The 17,334-nt window shown below is 68.1% G+C and carries 17 protein-coding genes; 7 read left to right on the plus strand and 10 right to left on the minus strand.

Features of this window, described 5'->3' with window-relative positions:
• The first annotated feature begins 10 nt into the window (after positions 1-10).
• A complete protein-coding gene (locus tag BAMB_RS23385) occupies positions 11-1,147 on the plus strand; it encodes a branched-chain amino acid ABC transporter substrate-binding protein (protein ID WP_011659627.1) in 1,137 nt (378 codons plus the stop codon).
• Positions 1,148-1,467: 320 nt separating this feature from the next.
• Positions 1,468-2,778 carry an MFS transporter gene (locus BAMB_RS23390; RefSeq protein ID WP_011659628.1) on the plus strand — a complete coding sequence of 437 codons (1,311 nt, stop codon included), beginning with the start codon at positions 1,468-1,470 and terminating at the stop codon, positions 2,776-2,778.
• Between the two features lie 131 nt (positions 2,779-2,909).
• On the opposite strand, the gene BAMB_RS23395 is transcribed toward BAMB_RS23390, so the two are convergent.
• From BAMB_RS23395 to BAMB_RS23405, 3 genes are all read right to left on the minus strand, one after another.
• Positions 2,910-3,347, minus strand: coding sequence for a DoxX family protein (locus BAMB_RS23395; RefSeq protein ID WP_011659629.1), 438 nt, complete (start codon positions 3,345-3,347; stop codon positions 2,910-2,912).
• A 224-nt stretch (positions 3,348-3,571) separates the two neighbouring features.
• On the minus strand, positions 3,572-4,027 hold the full coding sequence (locus tag BAMB_RS23400; RefSeq protein WP_011659630.1) for an RbsD/FucU family protein: 456 nt from the start codon (positions 4,025-4,027) through the stop codon (positions 3,572-3,574).
• 79 nt (positions 4,028-4,106) lie between these two features.
• Positions 4,107-4,499: a nuclear transport factor 2 family protein gene (locus BAMB_RS23405; RefSeq protein ID WP_011659631.1), complete on the minus strand. Its 393-nt coding sequence runs from the start codon at positions 4,497-4,499 to the stop codon at positions 4,107-4,109.
• A gap of 172 nt (positions 4,500-4,671) precedes the next feature.
• Here BAMB_RS23405 and BAMB_RS23410 point away from each other — a divergent pair, with 172 nt between their 5' ends.
• Positions 4,672-5,157 (plus strand): cysteine hydrolase family protein, encoded by a 486-nt coding sequence (locus tag BAMB_RS23410; RefSeq protein WP_011659632.1) that lies wholly within the window; start codon positions 4,672-4,674, stop codon positions 5,155-5,157.
• A gap of 68 nt (positions 5,158-5,225) precedes the next feature.
• On the opposite strand, the gene garD is transcribed toward BAMB_RS23410, so the two are convergent.
• Positions 5,226-6,779 carry a galactarate dehydratase gene (gene garD, locus BAMB_RS23415; RefSeq protein WP_011659633.1) on the minus strand — a complete coding sequence of 518 codons (1,554 nt, stop codon included), beginning with the start codon at positions 6,777-6,779 and terminating at the stop codon, positions 5,226-5,228.
• 238 nt (positions 6,780-7,017) lie between these two features.
• Between garD and kdgD the strand changes: the two genes are divergently transcribed.
• Positions 7,018-7,932 (plus strand): 5-dehydro-4-deoxyglucarate dehydratase, encoded by a 915-nt coding sequence (gene kdgD, locus BAMB_RS23420; protein ID WP_006752326.1) that lies wholly within the window; start codon positions 7,018-7,020, stop codon positions 7,930-7,932.
• Positions 7,933-8,067: 135 nt separating this feature from the next.
• On the opposite strand, the gene BAMB_RS23425 is transcribed toward kdgD, so the two are convergent.
• Positions 8,068-8,619: a hypothetical protein gene (locus BAMB_RS23425; RefSeq protein WP_011659634.1), complete on the minus strand. Its 552-nt coding sequence runs from the start codon at positions 8,617-8,619 to the stop codon at positions 8,068-8,070.
• A gap of 176 nt (positions 8,620-8,795) precedes the next feature.
• Between BAMB_RS23425 and BAMB_RS34320 the strand changes: the two genes are divergently transcribed.
• Positions 8,796-8,993 (plus strand): type II toxin-antitoxin system VapB family antitoxin, encoded by a 198-nt coding sequence (locus BAMB_RS34320; RefSeq protein ID WP_006752328.1) that lies wholly within the window; start codon positions 8,796-8,798, stop codon positions 8,991-8,993.
• Between the two features lie 158 nt (positions 8,994-9,151).
• On the opposite strand, the gene BAMB_RS23430 is transcribed toward BAMB_RS34320, so the two are convergent.
• On the minus strand, positions 9,152-10,729 hold the full coding sequence (locus BAMB_RS23430) for an aldehyde dehydrogenase (NADP(+)) (RefSeq protein ID WP_011659636.1): 1,578 nt from the start codon (positions 10,727-10,729) through the stop codon (positions 9,152-9,154).
• A gap of 248 nt (positions 10,730-10,977) precedes the next feature.
• Here BAMB_RS23430 and BAMB_RS23435 point away from each other — a divergent pair, with 248 nt between their 5' ends.
• A complete protein-coding gene (locus tag BAMB_RS23435) occupies positions 10,978-12,381 on the plus strand; it encodes an MFS transporter (protein WP_041491536.1) in 1,404 nt (467 codons plus the stop codon).
• A 61-nt stretch (positions 12,382-12,442) separates the two neighbouring features.
• Here BAMB_RS23435 and BAMB_RS23440 read toward each other — a convergent pair whose 3' ends face one another.
• The gene (locus BAMB_RS23440) at positions 12,443-13,168 is read right to left on the minus strand and encodes a site-2 protease family protein (protein ID WP_011659638.1); all 726 of its coding nucleotides are present in this window, start codon (positions 13,166-13,168) and stop codon (positions 12,443-12,445) included.
• Entirely contained in the window at positions 13,165-14,118 is a 954-nt protein-coding gene (locus BAMB_RS23445) for a DUF2167 domain-containing protein (RefSeq protein WP_011659639.1), read from the minus strand. Before BAMB_RS23445 ends, BAMB_RS23440 begins: the two co-directional genes overlap by 4 nt.
• 255 nt (positions 14,119-14,373) lie before the next feature.
• Here BAMB_RS23445 and BAMB_RS23450 point away from each other — a divergent pair, with 255 nt between their 5' ends.
• Positions 14,374-15,222 (plus strand): helix-turn-helix domain-containing protein, encoded by an 849-nt coding sequence (locus BAMB_RS23450; RefSeq protein ID WP_011659640.1) that lies wholly within the window; start codon positions 14,374-14,376, stop codon positions 15,220-15,222.
• A gap of 18 nt (positions 15,223-15,240) precedes the next feature.
• Here the strand turns inward: BAMB_RS23450 and BAMB_RS23455 are convergent, their stop codons facing one another.
• Both BAMB_RS23455 and BAMB_RS23460 read right to left on the minus strand, forming a co-directional pair.
• A complete protein-coding gene (locus tag BAMB_RS23455; RefSeq protein WP_011659641.1) occupies positions 15,241-16,452 on the minus strand; it encodes an acyl-CoA dehydrogenase family protein in 1,212 nt (403 codons plus the stop codon).
• Positions 16,449-17,306: a hypothetical protein gene (locus BAMB_RS23460; protein WP_011659642.1), complete on the minus strand. Its 858-nt coding sequence runs from the start codon at positions 17,304-17,306 to the stop codon at positions 16,449-16,451. The genes BAMB_RS23455 and BAMB_RS23460 overlap by 4 nt, the downstream gene beginning before the upstream one ends.
• Positions 17,307-17,334: the final 28 nt, after the last annotated feature.

A 17,334-nucleotide genomic window follows, 5' to 3' on the forward strand; every position in this document is an offset into this window, starting at 1 on the left:
GGAAGTGAAAGTGAAGCTGAAGGTATCGCACGTCGCGCTGGCTGCTGCCTGCGCACTGTCGGGCGCACACGCCATCGCCGCCGACGTCGTCAAGATCGGTTTCGCCGCACCGCTGACGGGGCCGCAGTCGAACTACGGCGCGGACATGCAGAAGGGCGTGCAACTCGCGATCGCCGATTTCAACGCAACGCATCCGACGATCGGCGGCAAGCCCGTCACGTTCCAGCTCGACTCGCAGGACGACCAGGCCGACCCGCGCACCGGCACGACCGTCGCGCAGCGGCTGATCGACGACAATGTCCGCGGGGTCATCGGCCACTTCAACTCGGGCACGAGCATTCCGGCGTCCGACCTGTACGATCGCGCGGGGCTGCCGCAGATCTCGATGGCGACGTCGCCGCAATACACGGCGCGCGGCTATAAGACGACCTACCGGCTGCTGACGAGCGACGCGCAGGCCGGCCGCATCGTCGGCACCTATGCGGTGAAGTCGCTGCACTTCAAGCGCATCGCGATCATCGACGACCGCACGGCCTACGGCCAGGGCATCGCCGACGAATTCGCGAAGGCCGTGCAGGCCGCGGGCGGCACGATCGTCAAGCGCGACTTCACGAACGACAAGGCGCTCGACTTCTCCGCGATCCTGACCAATCTGAAGGGCGTCAACCCCGACGCGATCTTCTACGGCGGCGGCGACGCGCAGTCTTCGCCGATGATCCGCAAGATGCGCCAGCTCGGCATGAAGTCGGCATTCGTGACCGGCGAGATGTCGCGCTCGCCGACGTTCCTGAAGGTCGGCGGCGAAGCGGCCGAAGGCGCGATCGTCTACATGGGCGGGCTGCCGAAGGAAAAGATGCCGGGCTTCGCCGGCTACGCATCGCGCTACAAGGCACGCTTCAACGAAGACGTGATCACCTACTCGCCCTACGCGTACGACGGCACGATCGCGCTGCTCACCGCGATGAAGGACGCGAACTCGACCGACCCGAAGGTCTATACGCCGTATCTCGGCAAGGTGTCGGTCAAGGGCGTGTCGGCGCCGAGCATCGCGTACGACGCGAAGGGCGACCTGAAGGATGCGCCGGTGACGATCTACAAGGTCGAGCACGGCGCGTTCAAGCCGGTCGACACGATCGCCGGCAACTGATCGCGGGGCCCATGCCCCGCGCGGCGCGGCAAGCGGTTCACCCCGCCTGCCGCGCCGCTTGCGTTTCGGCTCGACGAAGTCCGAAACATCCCTCGGCGCGCCCCCGCGCCCGCGCATTTCGCGCTCCTGTAGAATCCCCCCACCCGCTTTGACGCCTCGTCCGCGTCGCGCCCCATCCCGGTGCGACGCCGTGTGTTTCGTGCCCCATCCGGCACCCGGCACGCTTCGACGATGCAAGCCGCGCCTTGTCAGTCCATGCCGATAGCGGGCCCTGGAGACGCAGCACCGACAACTACATTCGAAAACCGATCGTCCTGACCATGCAAGCTTCCGAATTGAGCGGCGTGCCTCGCGCCGCCGAACGCGCGCTCACGCGCAGCGACTACAAAACCCTTGGCCTTGCCGCACTCGGCGGCGCCCTCGAGTTCTACGACTTCATCATCTTCGTGTTCTTCGCGCCGGCGATCGGGCAGCTGTTCTTCCCGCACGACATTCCCGACTGGCTGCGCCAGTTGCAGACGTTCGGCATCTTCGCGGCCGGCTATCTCGCGCGCCCGCTCGGCGGCGTGATCATGGCGCACTTCGGCGACCTGTTCGGCCGCAAGCGGATGTTTACGCTGAGCGTGCTGATGATGTCGGTGCCGACGCTGCTGATGGGCCTGCTGCCGACTTACGAATCGGTCGGCATCCTCGCGCCGGTGTTGCTGCTGCTGTTCCGCGTGCTGCAAGGCGCGGCGGTCGGCGGCGAAGTGCCGGGCGCATGGGTGTTCGTGTCGGAGCACGTGCCGTCGCGCCACATCGGCTATGCGTGCGGCACGCTGACCGCGGGCCTCACGGCCGGCATCCTGCTCGGCTCGCTGGTCGCCGCCGGCATCAACAGCCGTTACTCGGGCGCCGAAGTCACCGCGTTCGCGTGGCGCATTCCGTTCCTGCTCGGCGGCGTGTTCGGCCTGTTCTCCGTGTACCTGCGCCGCTGGCTGCACGAGACGCCGGTGTTCGCCGAAATGAAGGCGAAGAAGGCGCTCGCGGCCGAGATTCCGCTGAAGGCCGTGCTGCGCGACCACGGCCGCGCGGTGATCGTGTCGATGCTGCTCACGTGGATGCTGTCGGCGGCGATCGTCGTCGTGATCCTGATGACGCCCGCGCTGCTGCAGAAGCAGTTCCACCTGACGCCCGCGACCACCCTGTTCGCGAACAGCGTCGCGACGCTGTGCCTGACGGCCGGCTGCATCACCGCCGGCTCGCTCGCGGGCTGGATCGGCGCGAAGCGCGTGCTCGGCATCGGCGGCTTGGTGCTGGCCGCGTGCTACTACCTGCTGTTCGTGCAGGTCGCGGCCGACGCGTCGACGCTGCCGCTGTACTACGGGATCGCCGGCTTCGCGGTCGGCACGATCGGCGCGGTGCCGTTCGTGATGGTCCGCAGCTTCCCGGCCGTCGTACGCTTCTCGGGCATCTCGTTCTCGTACAACGTCGCGTATGCGATCTTCGGCGGCCTCACGCCGGTGATCGTGTCGCTGATGATGAAGTCGAATCCGCTCGCGCCGGTCGTGTACGTCGCGGCAATCTGCGTGCTCGGCGCGATCGCCGTGCAGTTCTCGAAGGATGCGCCGGATCTGAACGACGCACGCTGAACGTCGGCGCGCCGGCTCCATGAACGAAGGGCCGAATCCCGCGGCGTGCGGGATTCGGCCCTTCTGTTTTGCTTCAGTGCGACGACGTGCGTGGTGCGTGCGTTGCCCGGTTCAGCTCGGATCAGCTCAAATCAGCGCAGCGCGCCATACGACGAACTCGGCCGGCGCAGCGCGTCGATGCTCGCGCCGCCGGCGCCGGTCACGAACAGCAGCAGGAAGCCACCGGCGATCGCGACGTTCTTCCAGAAGTGGATCACCATATCATGCTGGACCGCGGCGTCGGTCGCGTCCCAGAAGTTGTGTCCCACCATCGCGGTCGCGATCGTATAGAACGCCAGCAGCAACGCGAGCGGCCTGACCTTGTAGCCGACGATCAACAACAGGCCGCCGAGCGCTTCGATCGTCACGACGACCGGGCCCATCACCTGCGGATAGGGCACGTTCAGCGCGTGCAGATAGCCGATGAAATCGCTGTAGCCGAGCAGCTTCATCACGCCGCCCCACAAGAACAACGCCGCCAGCGCCAGGCGCGCGAAAAAAATGACGCCGGAATCGACGGAACGCGTCATGCCTCTCTCCTCGTATGCAATTCGGCCGTCCGCAAGGGGCACACCCATGCGGTTCGGGGCCGCGTGGCCCTGCGGGGCCCGCGGCAAATGGGCCAGCATAGAGGGTCTTTCCGCAGTGTCCAAGAAAAAGGTTGTAGCAAATCTTTACACTGCGGCGACGACGCGGGCCCGGCGGCGCCGCGAAAAACGGCGTTCGCCCGTACCGCAAATATAGGGAACCGGCCCTAAGCCGCGTCGCTCAGCAGCACGCCTTTCTTGAACAGAAAGCAGCCGTAGCCGCGCAGCTCGCCGGTGACGATCACCGCGTAGGCCTGCTGCGCGCGCTCGTAGAACGCGAAACGATCGATGCCCGTGAGCGGCACCGCGCGCCCTTCCGCACGATCGATCTCGGCCTGCACCTCGCGCTGCACCGGCGGCACCGCGGCCGGATCGCCGACGACTTCCATCCGCCATGCGGGCGTGTCGACGAACGTGTCGAGCGGCAGCACGGACAGCACCGCGCGCGCGACGCGCGCCGAATCGGCGCCGTCGATGCGCAGCGCGCGGCCGACCACCGTGTGCTCGGCGACGGATTCCGCCGGGAAATTCGCATCGCAGATCGCCACTTCATCTCCGTGGCCCATCGCGCGCAGCGCGTGCAGGATGTCGGCGTGCAGCAGCGGATCGAGATTCTTCAGCATGTCGGCTAGTCTCCGGGATCAGGAACGAACCGCATAACGTTACCCGATCCCGGGCGCCGCCGGGCATGCGCGGCTCGCGTCACGACCCCGCGGCCGGCATTTCGTCGATGAAACCGGTGACCGACTTCAGGCGGCCCGACGCGTCGACGATGCCGAAATCCGAACCCTTCACGACCGCCGCGCCGTCGGGCGACACGAGCGCCCACGAGAAGCGCAGGTGCTGGCCGAACCCGTCGACGTCGGTCGTGCGGCGGAAACGGAATGCGGGGAAGCGTTCCTGCACCGCCGCGATCATCGTGTCGATGCCCGCGTGGCCGTCGCCGGCCATCAGCGGATCGCGATAGGCCGCGTCGCTCGCGTAGGTCGCATCGATCAGCGCGCGCCGCCGCACGGCGTCGGGTTCGTTCCATGCATCGAAATAACGGTCGATCAGGTCGGCGTGAGCGGACTGGACGGTTTGGGCGGTGTTCATGCGAGGCTCCTGGTCTGGATGAAGGGAGGACAGCGCCGCGAACCTGTCGGGTTCGCGTGCCGCTATCGTCGCCGGCCCCGCGCGGGCGGTCGATTACGTTCGAGGTAAGGAAATCGCGCCGCCGGTGCACACGCTAGAATCGGCGTGCCTGGACCTCCGGACGTCATCCGCCATGCAGCAAGCCCTCCTGATCGTCGACATCCAGCCGACGTTCGCGCCGCCCGAATGGCTCGTCACCCGCGTGCGCGCGCTCGTCGGGCGCCTGCCGAGCGTCGCGACGGTCGAGCGCCACGACGAAGCGCGCGTGCCGTTCGAGCGGCAGCTCGGCTGGCGACCGTCCCGCGACGACGACAGCCTGATCGCCGCCGATCGCGTGTTCGTCAAGCACGGCTACGGGCTGCCCGTCGAAGCCGTCGAGCACTTGCGCGCGCTCGCGCCGGAACGCGTGCTCGTCTGCGGCATCCAGACCGACACGTGCGTGCTCGCGGCCGGCTTCGCGCTGTTCGACGCGGGCCTGCACCCGACGCTGCTCGCGGATCTCACGGCCGGTTCGTCGCTCGATCGCAGCGGCGAACTCGGCGTGCGGCTGTGGAAACATCATTTCGGCCGCGTCGAGTACGCGCATGCGTTGTTCGACCTGCGGAACGACCACGCGTAGCGCACCCGCCGCCGCAATGAAAACGGGCGCCCGAAGGCGCCCGCATCGTCTGCCGTCGCGACCGTGCTTCAGGTCACCGGCGCCGGATTGAACAGCGTCAGCGCATTCGCGAGCTTCCATTGCTCGGCCCACGTGCGGCGCTTGCCGCTCGCGACGTCGAGCATCAGCCGGAACAGCTCCCAGCCCACGTCCTCGATCGACGCCGCGCCGGTCGCGATCTGCCCCGCGTCGAGATCCATCAGGTCGTGCCAGCGGCGCGCGAGATCGCTGCGCGTCGCGACCTTGATCACCGGCACCTGCGCGAGGCCGTACGGCGTGCCGCGGCCCGTCGTGAAAATGTGCAGGTTCATCCCCGCCGCGAGCTGCAGCGTGCCGCAGATGAAGTCGCTCGCGGGCGTCGCCGCGTACAGCAGCCCCTTTTGCCGGGCACGATCGCCGGGACGCACGACGCCGGCGATCGGCGCGCTGCCCGACTTCACGATCGAGCCCATCGCCTTCTCGACGATGTTCGACAGGCCGCCCTTCTTGTTGCCGGGTGTGGTGTTCGCGCTGCGGTCGACGCGGCCGCGCTCCAGGTAACGGTCGTACCAGTCCATCTCGCGGATGATCTCGCGGGCGACGTCCTCGTTCGCGGCGCGCGACGTGAGTTGCGCGACACCGTCGCGCACTTCGGTCACTTCCGAGAACATGATCGTCGCACCGGCGCGCACCAGCAGGTCGGCCGCAAAACCGACCGCCGGGTTCGCGGTCAGCCCCGAGAACGCGTCGCTGCCGCCGCACTGTACGCCGACGACGAGATCCGACGCCGGACAGGTTTCGCGGCGACGGCGGTTCAGCCGCTCGAGGTGCGATTCGGCCATCTTCATGATCGAGTCGATCATCGAGTGGAAGCCGACGTGCGCGGCGTCCTGCAGGCACACCACACCGCCGTTGTCAGTTGCGCCGTCCGCCGTCAGCGGAATCGTGCCGGGCGGCAGCAGGCGCTCGGGCTGCAGCTTCTCGCAGCCGAGGCTCACCGTCATCACCTCGCCGCCGAAGTTCGGGTTCAGGCTGATGTTGCGCAGCGTGCGGATCGGAATGTCGGCGTCGGGCGCATCGATCGCGACGCCGCAGCCGTACGTGTGCTCGAGCCCGACCACGTCGTCGACGTTCGGGTAACGCGGCAGCAGTTCTTCCTTGATCCGCTTCACCGCATGCTCGACGACGCCGGATACGCACTGCACGGTCGTCGTGATCGCGAGGATGTTGCGCGTGCCGACCGAGCCGTCGGCATTGCGGAAGCCCTCGAACGTATAGCCTTCGAGCGGCGCCAGCGGCGGCGCGGCGCGCGTGGCGAGCGGCAGGTTGTCGAGCCCCGGCGGCTCGGGCATGCGCATCGTGCGCTCGTTGACCCAGCTGCCGCGGCGCAGCTCCGTGAGCGCATAGCCGATCACGACGTTGTAGCGGACGATCGGCTCGCCGGCCGCGAGGTCGGCCAGCGCGACCTTGTGCCCTTGCGGCACGCCTTCGCGCAGCGTCAGGCCGTCGGCGAACGTCGCGCCCTCGGGCAGGCCGCCGTCGTTGACGACGATCGCGACGTTGTCGTCCGGGTGCACGCGGATGTAGAGAGGGGAAGCAGTCATCGGAATTCCTGGAGGCTACCGGTCAAATCGTTAGTCATCATACGACATTCAACACGAACCGGGATGCTGAGTAAACCCTTATCCGGAAAGACCCTAACCCTCGCCCGCCAGCAAACCGCTTGCGTCACCTCTTCCCTCGTTGTACGATGACATACAACGACATCGCCAATACGGCTCGGATGCCGTGCCCGACAAACCTGCACTCGCGCTGCGCTCGCGCTAGACGGACGACCCAACCATGACTTCACCGCAAGAACTCAAACAAATCATCTCCCACGGCCTGCTGTCGTTTCCGCTGACGGACTTCGACGCGGACGGCAGCTTCCGCCCGACCACCTATGCGGAGCGCCTGGAATGGCTGGCGCCGTATGGCGCGACCGCGCTGTTCGCGGCCGGCGGCACCGGTGAATTCTTCTCGCTCACGCAGCGCGAGTATTCGGACGTGATTCGCGTCGCGACGGAAACCTGCAAGGGCAAGGTGCCGATCCTGGCCGGCGCCGGCGGCGCGACGCGTGTCGCGATCGAATATGCGCAGGAAGCCGAGCGCCTCGGCGCGAGCGGCGTGCTGCTGATGCCCCACTACCTGACCGAAGCCAGCCAGGAAGGCATCGCCGAACACGTCGAGCAGGTGTGCCGCGCGCTGAAGATCGGCGTCGTGGTGTACAACCGCGCGAATTCGAAGCTGAACGCCGACATGCTCGAGCGCCTCGCCGATCGTTGCCCGAACCTGATCGGCTTCAAGGACGGCGTCGGCGAAATCGAGAGCATGGTCACGATCCGCCGCCGCCTCGGCGACCGCTTCGCGTACCTCGGCGGCCTGCCGACGGCCGAAGTCTACGCAGCCGCGTACAAGGCACTCGGCGTGCCGGTGTACTCGTCGGCCGTGTTCAACTTCATCCCGAAGACGGCGATGGAATTCTACGAAGCGATCGCGAAGGACGACCACGCAACGGTCGGCCGCCTGATCGACGAGTTCTTCCTGCCGTACCTGCAGATCCGCAACCGTCGCGCGGGCTACGCGGTCAGCATCGTGAAGGCGGGCGCGAAGCTCGTCGGCCACGACGCGGGCCCGGTGCGCGCGCCGCTCGTCGACCTGAACGACGCCGAAGTCGCCGAACTGGACGTGCTGATCAAGAAGATGGGCCCGCAGTAAGCGGGGACGGCCGGCGCGGTGCTCTCGGGGGCACCGCGGCCGGCCTGTCGTCAGTTTTGCGTCGCGGCCGGCTCTTGCCGGCCGCGGTCGTTTGCAGCGGCGGCAACGCGCTGCATCCCGCCGCGGTGCGTGCCGTCACATCTGCGCGATGACGCCGATGATCCGGTGACGCACGTTGCCGAGCTTGATCCGGGTCGTCTCGATCTGTTCCTGCGCGCCCGAACGCACGCGTGCGTTCGACTCGCCGCCGAGAATCTGCCCCAGCACGTCGCGGTCGACGACCGCATCGAAGAACCGGCCGACCGTGATCGTCGCCGACTGCTTCGCGGTCAGCAGCGCGTTGTTGGCCTGCGTCAGCGCGTCGGTACGCAGGTTCTGGTCGCGTTCGTCGATGCCGCGGCGCTGCTCGAGCGCGAACACCAGCGCTTCCATGTCCTGCCTGAAACGGCGCACGGCGAGGCCGAACATGAGCGAATGCGCATCGGAGCCGGTCACTGGCCGCCCCTGGTTGATGGTCACGTCGAATTCGCTGCCGCCGAGGTCGCGCTGGAATTCGAGCAGCGCATTCGCGAGCACGCGCCCTTCGCTGTACTGGCCGATGCGGCTGCGCACGGAATGCGCGACGTCGCCGATCGCCTTCCATAGTCCGGCGGCGAACAGGTGGTCGCCCCGCTTGCTGATGTTCATCGGATGGCTCCTTATTGGTCTTGTGTCGGTCTCTCAGGCTCGCCAGCGGGCCGGACGGCCCGCAGCCTCGCTACTGTAGGAGAAATTCAGGCAACGCGGAAGGTGGGGGCCGGCACGTCACGGCAACACATCATCTGATGCGACAATTGACGCGTCGACTTACTCGCGAGCAGTTCATGCGCACCACCTTGTCCCTCGACGACGCACTGCTCGCCAAAGCGCAGCAATTGACCGGCGTCACCGAAAAATCGGCTCTGGTGAGAGAAGCGCTGCGCGCTTTGATCGCGCGCGAAAGCGCACGACGACTTGCCCGCCTCGGCGGCACCGAGCCCGACCTTGAATCCGTTCCACGCCGGCCGTCAGAGCCCGCATGATTCTTGTCGACACTTCAGATCGCGCAACCCGCGGCACGAAACTCCGCCACAAATGAAAACGGCGGACGCGCCCGTGGGCATCGTCCGCCGCCATCCATCAACGTACCGAATCGCGCCCCACTCGGGACGCGGCCTTCAGCCCGTCACGTTCAGCCCCCTCACTCCGCCTTGCCGTCCCGCAGCCGCGGAATCGCGAGCGGATTGCTTTCCTGCAGCCCTTCGGGCAGCAGATCGTCCGGGAAGTCCTGGTAGCACACGGGCCGCAGGAAACGCTCGATCGCGGTCGCGCCGACCGACGTGACGGACGAATTCGACGTCGCCGGGAACGGCCCGCCGTGCACCATCGCGTCGCACACCTCGACGCCGGTCGGATAGCCGTTGACGAGCAGACGCCCGGCCTTGCGTTCGAGGATCGGCAGCAGGCGGCGCGCGAGCGGCTTGTCGTCGGCGTCCATCTGCAGCGTGGCCGTCAGCTGGCCCTCCAGCGCGTCGAGCACGTGCGCGACTTCGTCGAGATCGCGGCAGCGCACGATCAGCGATGCCGGCCCGAACACCTCGTGGCTGAATGCCGGCTCCGCCAGGAACGCCTGCGCGGCGACTTCGTACACCGCGCCGCCTGCCTGGCATTCGGTCTGCGCCGTCTCGCCCGCGCCGATTTCACGCACGCCCGGCAGTTCGGCCAGCTTGCCGCGACCGTTGCGATACGCGTCCGCGATGCCGCGCGTCAGCATCACGCCGGCCGGCTTCTTCGCGAGCGCCTGCGCGGCGACCGACTCGAAGCGGTCGAGATCGGGACCGTCGATCGCCAGCACGAGGCCCGGGTTCGTACAGAACTGGCCGACGCCAAGCGTCAGCGAATCGACGAAGCCGGTCGCGATCGCGTCGCCGCGCGCGGCCAGCGCGGCCGGGAACAGCACGACCGGGTTGATGCTGCTCATTTCCGCATAGACGGGAATCGGCTGCGGACGCGCGTTCGCGAGCTGCACGAGCGCCATGCCGCCCTGCCGCGACCCGGTGAAGCCGACGGCCTGGATCGCCGGATGACTGACGAGCGCCGCGCCGGTCACGCGGCCCGGGCCAATCATCAGCGAGAACACGCCGGCCGGCATCCCGCACTTCGCCACCGCCGCGCGGATCGCGCGACCGACCAGCTCGGACGTGCCGAGGTGCGCCTCATGGGCCTTCACGATCACCGGGCAGCCGGCCGCCAGCGCCGACGCGGTATCGCCGCCGGCCACGGAGAACGCGAGCGGGAAGTTGCTCGCGCCGAACACGACGACCGGCCCAAGCCCGACCTTCTGCAGCCGCAGGTCCGAACGCGGCAGCGGCGTGCGCTCGGGCTGCGCGGGATCGATCGACGCTGCGAGGAAGCGCCCGTCGCGCACGACGCGCGCGAACAAGCGGAGCTGGCCGACGGTGCGGCCGCGCTCGCCCTGCAGCCGCGCGACGGGCAGGCCCGTTTCGGCGTGCGCGCGTTCGATCAGCGCGTCGCCGAGCGCGACGATTTCGTCGGCGATCGCTTCGAGAAACGCCGCGCGGGCCGCGAGCGGCTGGGCGCGGTACACGTCGAAGGCCTCACGCGCGAGTTCGCACGCGCGCTCGACGTCGGCCTGCGTCGCGACGCCGAAGGCCGGCGCATCGATCGGCGCGCCCTTCGACGGGTCGAACGCGTGCAAGGTACCGGCCGAGCCGGCCACCGCGTCGGCGCCGATCAGCATCTCTCCAGTCAATTGCATGGGGTGTGCTCCGTGGTTCGGGAATGATTCGCTCATTGTAGCTCAACAGATATGATGTCTGCCGACGACATTTCGACATTTGCGCGGCGCGTCGGCAGCGCGGCCGCGTGCGTCAAATCCTTACCCATTCAGCCTAAGCACGATTTTCTGACCCTTTCGCGTCACCCGGCAAAGGGAAAACCCGAGGTTTCTGCGTGGCGGCGTTGCTCATAAACTCGCGGTCATGTCATACGACGACGTACCTTAACGTGCCCAACAATCAGACCACCTCCCGCGATCTTCCGATCGAACTCGCCGGCAGCGCGCGCCGGACCGCTGTGCGCTACTGGATCCTGGCGATGCTGTTCGTCGTCACGACGCTCAACTATGCGGACCGGGCGACGCTGTCGATCACCGGCACGCCGATCCGCAAGGCCTTCGGCATCGATCCGGTGACGATGGGCTACATCTTCTCGGCGTTCAGCTGGGCGTACGTGCTCGCGCAGTTGCCGAGCGGCTGGCTGCTCGACCGCTTCGGCGCGCGCCGCGTGTATGCGGCGAGCATTTTCCTGTGGTCGGCGTTCACGCTGCTGCAAAGCACGATCGGCCTCGGCGGCAGCGCCGCGTTCGCGGTGACCGCGCTGTTCGTGATGCGCTTCGCGGTCGGCATCGCCGAGGCGCCCGCGTTTCCCGCGAACGCGAAGGTCGTCGCGAGCTGGTTCCCGACCGCCGAGCGCGGCACGGCGTCGGCCATCTTCAACGCCGCGCAGTATTTCGCGGCGGTGGTGTTCTCGCCGCTGATGGCGTGGCTCACGCATGCGTACGGCTGGCACCACGTGTACCTGTGGCTCGGCCTCGCCGGCATCGCGCTCGCGTTCCTGTGGCTGCGCGTGATGAAGGACCCGGTCGACCATCCGGCGGTGAACCGCGCGGAACTCGAGCATATCGAGCAGGGCGGCGGCCTCGTGCGCTCGACGGCCCGGCCGAGCGCGGCGCACGGTAGCGGCGCGGCGTCCAAGGCATCCGAAGGCAGCCGCGTCGCCGGCTGGTACTACGTGCGCCAGCTGCTGTCGAACCGGATGCTGCTCGGCGTCTATCTCGGCCAGTACTGCGTGAACGTGCTCACGTACTTCTTCCTCACGTGGTTCCCGATCTACCTCGTGCAGGCGCGCGGGATGTCGCTGCTGAAGGCCGGCTTCATGACGTCGCTGCCGGCGATCTGCGGGTTCCTCGGCGGTGTGCTCGGCGGGATGCTGTCGGACCTGCTGATCCGTCGCGGCGTGTCGCTGACGCTCGCACGCAAGATTCCGATCGTCAGCGGGATGCTGCTGTCGATGGTCATCATCGGCTGCAACTACGTCGACAGCGAAGTGCTGGTGATCGTGCTGATGGCCGTGTCGTTCTTCGGCAAGGGAATCGGCTCGCTCGGCTGGGCCGTCGTCGCGGATACCGCGCCCAAGGAAGCGATCGGCCTGTCGGGCAGCCTGTTCAACATGTTCGGCAACACGGCCGGCATCGTCGCGCCGATCGCGATCGGCTACCTGGTCGGCGCGAGCGGCTCGTTCAACGGCGCGCTCGTGTTCGTCGGGCTGAACGCGCTCGTCACGGTGTTCAGCTATCTGGTGATCGTGAAGGACATCAAGCGCGTCGAGCTGCGTCATCGCGACGCGTGAGCTTCGGCGGGAATGGAAGGATGATGACGGCGGCCGCGTGCAAACGGCCGCCGTTTTTGCGTCAGGCCGCCGAATGCGCGACGCGCAGCATGTCGTGCACGCCGGACGTCATCAGCGCGAGAAACGCGACCAGGCCGATGTAGCAGAGCGCGTAGGTCGTCTTCGTCTCGATCGACGTCGCGTAGTACGCGCGGTTCTCCGGCGCGGCCGGGTCGTAGCGCCACGCGCGCTTGAGCTGCGGCAGCGCGAGGATCGCCATCACGATCAGCAGCGGGCTCGGCCGGTACACGAACAGTGCGATCAGCACGGGCACGCCCGCGAACCAGATGCGCGGCGACAGCACCGCGGTGATGCGCCCGCCGTCGAACGGCGACAGCGGAATCATGTTGAACAGGTTCAAGAAGAAGCCCGTGTACGACACAGCGAGCAGCAGGTTGCTGTCGTAGTGGCGCGCGGCCGCGTAGCAGGCCAGCGCGCCGAGCGTGCCGACGAACGGCCCGGCCAGCCCGACGTACGCCTCGGTTTCGGCATCGTGCGGCATCTCCTTCAACTGGATCCACGCGCCGACGAACGGAATGAACGTCGGCAGCCCGACGTCGAGACCGCGCCGCTGCGCGGCCAGGTAGTGGCCGGCCTCGTGCACGAACAGCAGCGCGACGAAGCCGGCCGCGAAGCGCCAGCCGTAGAACAGCGCGTAGACCGCGATCGACGCGAGCATCGTGCCCGCGGACATGAGCACCTTGCCGAGCTTCAGGCCGCCGAAGATCAGCAGCAGCAGTTTCGTCATTCGTTGCGCTCCGTCTCCGGCACGCCGGACGCCTCGGCGATGACCGGTACCGCGGCTGCCTTCGGCTTGCGGCCGAAGAAGCGCTTCAGCGCCGCCGCGCCCCCCAGCAGCGCGATCGCGCCGACCTTGAAGAACTTCAGCGCGAACGCGCCGATCAGCGCGAGCAGGCCGAGCTTCTTCGCGCCGACGCCGACGATCAGCGCCGCGAGACCGTACTCGGCGACGTGGTCGGTCGACTTGTTGAAATCGGCGTAGCGCTTGCCGTCGTTGAAGCGGATGTTCGCGAGCAGGTCGTCGGCCGAGGGCTTGTACTTCGGCAGATCGGCGAGCGTCGACGCCATCGTCAGCGACAGGTAGCCGTCGCGGCCGAGCACGAGCGTGCGGTAGTTCACCCCGTCGTTCTCCGCGTTCGCGGCCGCGCCCTTGTCGCGGATGATCGCGGACCACACGAGCCGGTGCGTGGCCGCGTCGTATGCCGGCGCCTTCGCCCAGCCGGCCACCTCGGTTTCCGGCAGGCCGCGCTCTTTGCGCGCCGGGTTGCCCTCCTCGGTGCCGGCCTGCAGGCTCTTCAGCAATTCGTCGGGTTTCCAGTCCTTCGCGTCATCGTCGCGGATATAGCCGCTCGGCTCGAACGACACGACCGAGATCCAGTCGGCGTCCGGATCCTCCGGCAGCACGAGCCCGACCAGCTTCGATTCGTCGATCGAGTTGCCCATCGAGCGCAGGTAGCGGCCGGCTTCGGCGGCCGGCACGAACGATTCGCCCGCTTTCAGCTTCAGCACGGCTTCGTGCTTGATGTCGATATCGGCCGGCCCGCTGACGACGGCCTTGTTGGCGGCCGCGGCGGCGGCCCTCATTTCGACCTGCGCGGCTTCGGTTTGTGCGTGGCCGCGGGTCGCGGCGAATGCGAGCATCGCCACGCAGGCGACGCGGACGGCGAGTTTTTTCATTGTTGGATTCCCCTGGACTGCCTTGTTGTGAATGTGCACGGCGTCCGGCCCGAGCGTTGTGGTCGCGGGTCCGGCGCCGCCTCTCAGTGGCACGGAGGCTATGGTAACGCAGCGTCGCCGCGCGTCAGGGGACGAAATGCGGGGGCGGAAGGGAGTCCCGGGCGGCAGCCGGCGGAATCGGCGACGCACGCCGTTCCGGAATGCTTACCTGTCAGGTAATGCCCGGCGCGTGCCGGATTGCCTATCATCTGCACCATGAACTCGACCGCCACCCTCCATTCGCTCCCTCCGTCCGCCGGCCGCGCGTCCGGCATCGGTCCGCTGCTGCGCACCTGGCGTCAACGCCGGCGCCTGAGCCAGATGGCGCTCGCGCTCGAGGCGGAGGTGTCCGCGCGACACCTGAGTTTCGTCGAATCGGGCCGCGCGCAGCCGAGCCGCGACATGGTGCTGCATCTCGCGGAGCGCCTCGACGTGCCACTGCGCGAGCGCAATGCGCTGCTCGTCGCCGCCGGCTATGCGCCGCTGTTTCGCGAGCGGCCGTTCTCCGATCCGCAGCTCGATGCCGCGCGCCACGCGGTCGAGGCCGTGCTGCGCGGTCACGAGCCCTACCCGGCGCTCGCGGTGGATCGCCACTGGACGCTGCTCGCCGCGAACCGGATGCTCGGCGCGCTGGTCGCGCAAGCCGATCCGGCGCTGCTGCAGCCGCCCGTCAACGTGCTGCGGCTGAGCCTGCATCCGGACGGCCTCGCGTCGCAGATCGTCAACTGGCACGAATGGCGCGCGCATATCCTGCACCGGCTGCAACGGCAGATCGACGCGAGCGGCGACCGCGCGCTGCATGCGCTGCGCGACGAACTGGCCGCCTATCCGGCACCGGCCGGCCAGCGCGACGACACGCATGCTCGCACCGACTACGCGGACATCGCGGTGCCGCTGCGGCTGCGCACGGCGGCCGGCGAGCTGACGTTCTTCAGCACGACGACGGTGTTCGGCACGCCGGTCGACGTCACGCTGTCGGAGCTCGCGATCGAGGCTTTTTTTCCGGCGAATCCGGAGACGGTGGATGCGATGCGGGCACTGGCGGAGAAGTTGCCGGCGGAGTGACGCGATGGCTGACCGCCTTCACGTATAAAGCGACGCCTGCGGCAACTCTCCCGTCAGCGCAAACCGCCCGACGTCGCGCATCCGATAGTCGAGCGGATCGTGCAGCGTATGCGTGCGCGCGTTGCGCCAGAAGCGGTCGAGGCCGAGCGACGCGGCCGTCGCGCGTGCGCCGCACGCATCGAACAGCGCCTCGCCATTGTCGAGCGCCGCGCGCTGCGCGACGATCTTCGCCTCCGACACGGCGAGCGCCACTTCGGCACGTTCGTCGGCCGTCAGCGCATCGCGCCGCGACCATGCGCGCTCCAACTCGCGCGCCGCGCGGTCGGCCAGCGATGCGGCCGCGACCGCCCGCACGCGCATGTCGCCGAAGCGCTGCAGCGTATAAGGATCGTCGCTCGCCTGCGCGACGCCCGCATGTATCCACGGCCGGCCATCCTTCAGCACATAGTCGCGCGCCTCGGCGAGCGCGCCTTCGGCAAGCCCGACGAACAGATTCGTCAGCACCAGCTGCGACACCAGCGTGCGCAGCGTCGCGCGCGGAGTCGGCGGTGTTTCCGAGCGATGCAGCACGTCATCCGGCGCAAGCGTCACGCCGTCGAAGCGCACACTGCCGCTGTCGGTCTGGCGCTGGCCGATCGGATCCCAGTCCTCGTTGACCGTGATCCCGTCACGATCGGTCGGCACCACGCCGAACACGGTGCGGCCCGTTTCCGGATCGTGCGCGGACACGGTCATCCGCTGCGAGCCGCGCGTGCCCGAGCAGAAGCCCTTCACGCCGTCGAGCCGGTAGCCGCCGTCCGGCGTCGCGGTCGCCACCAGCCGCGTGTCGAGCGGGTTGACCGCATTGCCCCACCACCAGCGATGCTCGACCGTGCCGCGCAGATAGCGTTCGCGCTGGGCCGCGCTGCCCCACACGTCGACGCTCACGATCTGCAGGATCTGGAACCCGACCAGATGCGCGAGCGCGCTGTCGACGCGCGCGATCTGCCGGATCGTGTCGTAGATCGCCGGCCAGGCGGCTTCCTGTCCGCCGAATTCGCGCGGCACCGCGAGCGTCAGCAGGCCGGCGTCGGCGAGCCACTGCTTCTCGCCGGCCGCATGACCGCCCGCGCGGTCGCGCGCGGCCGCCGTCGCACGCAGCGAGTCGATCGCGCGCGCCAGCGCATCGGCGTCGGTCGCGCGTGCATCGGAATCCGGCGCAAACGTCGCCGGGCCGCGGCGATCGTTCATGCGACGGCTTCCCGTGCAACGGGTTCGTGCGCCGCGACTTCGCCGGACAGCGGCACCAGCGCGCCGAGCGAACGGCCGGTCAGCCGCGACAGGATCTCGCGCCGCCAGTCGTCGTAGATCGCGCGGTACTCGGCGATATCCGCACCGAACACATGCGCGGTATGCGCGTACTCGTCATGCAGATAACCGTCGAGCCGCGCCTGCGTTTCCTCGTCGGCCGCGATCACGCGGTCGATCAGCGCATCGCGCTCGGCGGCCGGCAGCGCTTTCAACGTGTCGAACCACCACTGGACGATCTGCACACGATGCCACTCCTCGTCCGGACGAATTCGGTTTTCGCCGTGCTCGCGCATCGCGCCATCCGCGATGCGGCCGGTCTTGCGCTGGATCCACAGCTTCGCGAGGATGTGCAGCTCGTAATGCCATTCGAACGCGAGAAAGCCCGCGACGTCGCGCACCGCGATATCGCCGATGCGCGCCCAGTGCGCGGCAACGAGTCGCTCGACTTCCGGCAGCGGATCGCGCCCCGTCAGTTCGGTCACGCGCTCGCGGCCGATCACCGCGTGCGCGCCGTCGTCGCCGAGCTGGCGCGACAGGATCAGCTGGAAATGCGGATCGTCGCGGAACAGCGTGTCGATCGCCTTCGCGACGACCTGCACGATGAACAGGTCGTGCGACGCCATCTTCGTGTAGTAGTCGGCGACGGCGGCCAGCTCGTCTTCGCTGCGCGGCTCGCGTGGCGGTGTCGTGAGCTTGTCGGGAAAGCCGGGACGATGGCGTCGCGCGACGTCCAGGAACAGCGCTTCCTCGAATTGTCCGTTCCATTCGCGCGGTGCGCCGATGGGCAAGGTCATGGGTATCGTTCTCTCAGGGTCTGGAAAA

The organism is Burkholderia ambifaria AMMD, assembly GCF_000203915.1.
In the GTDB taxonomy this organism is placed as follows: domain Bacteria; phylum Pseudomonadota; class Gammaproteobacteria; order Burkholderiales; family Burkholderiaceae; genus Burkholderia; species Burkholderia ambifaria.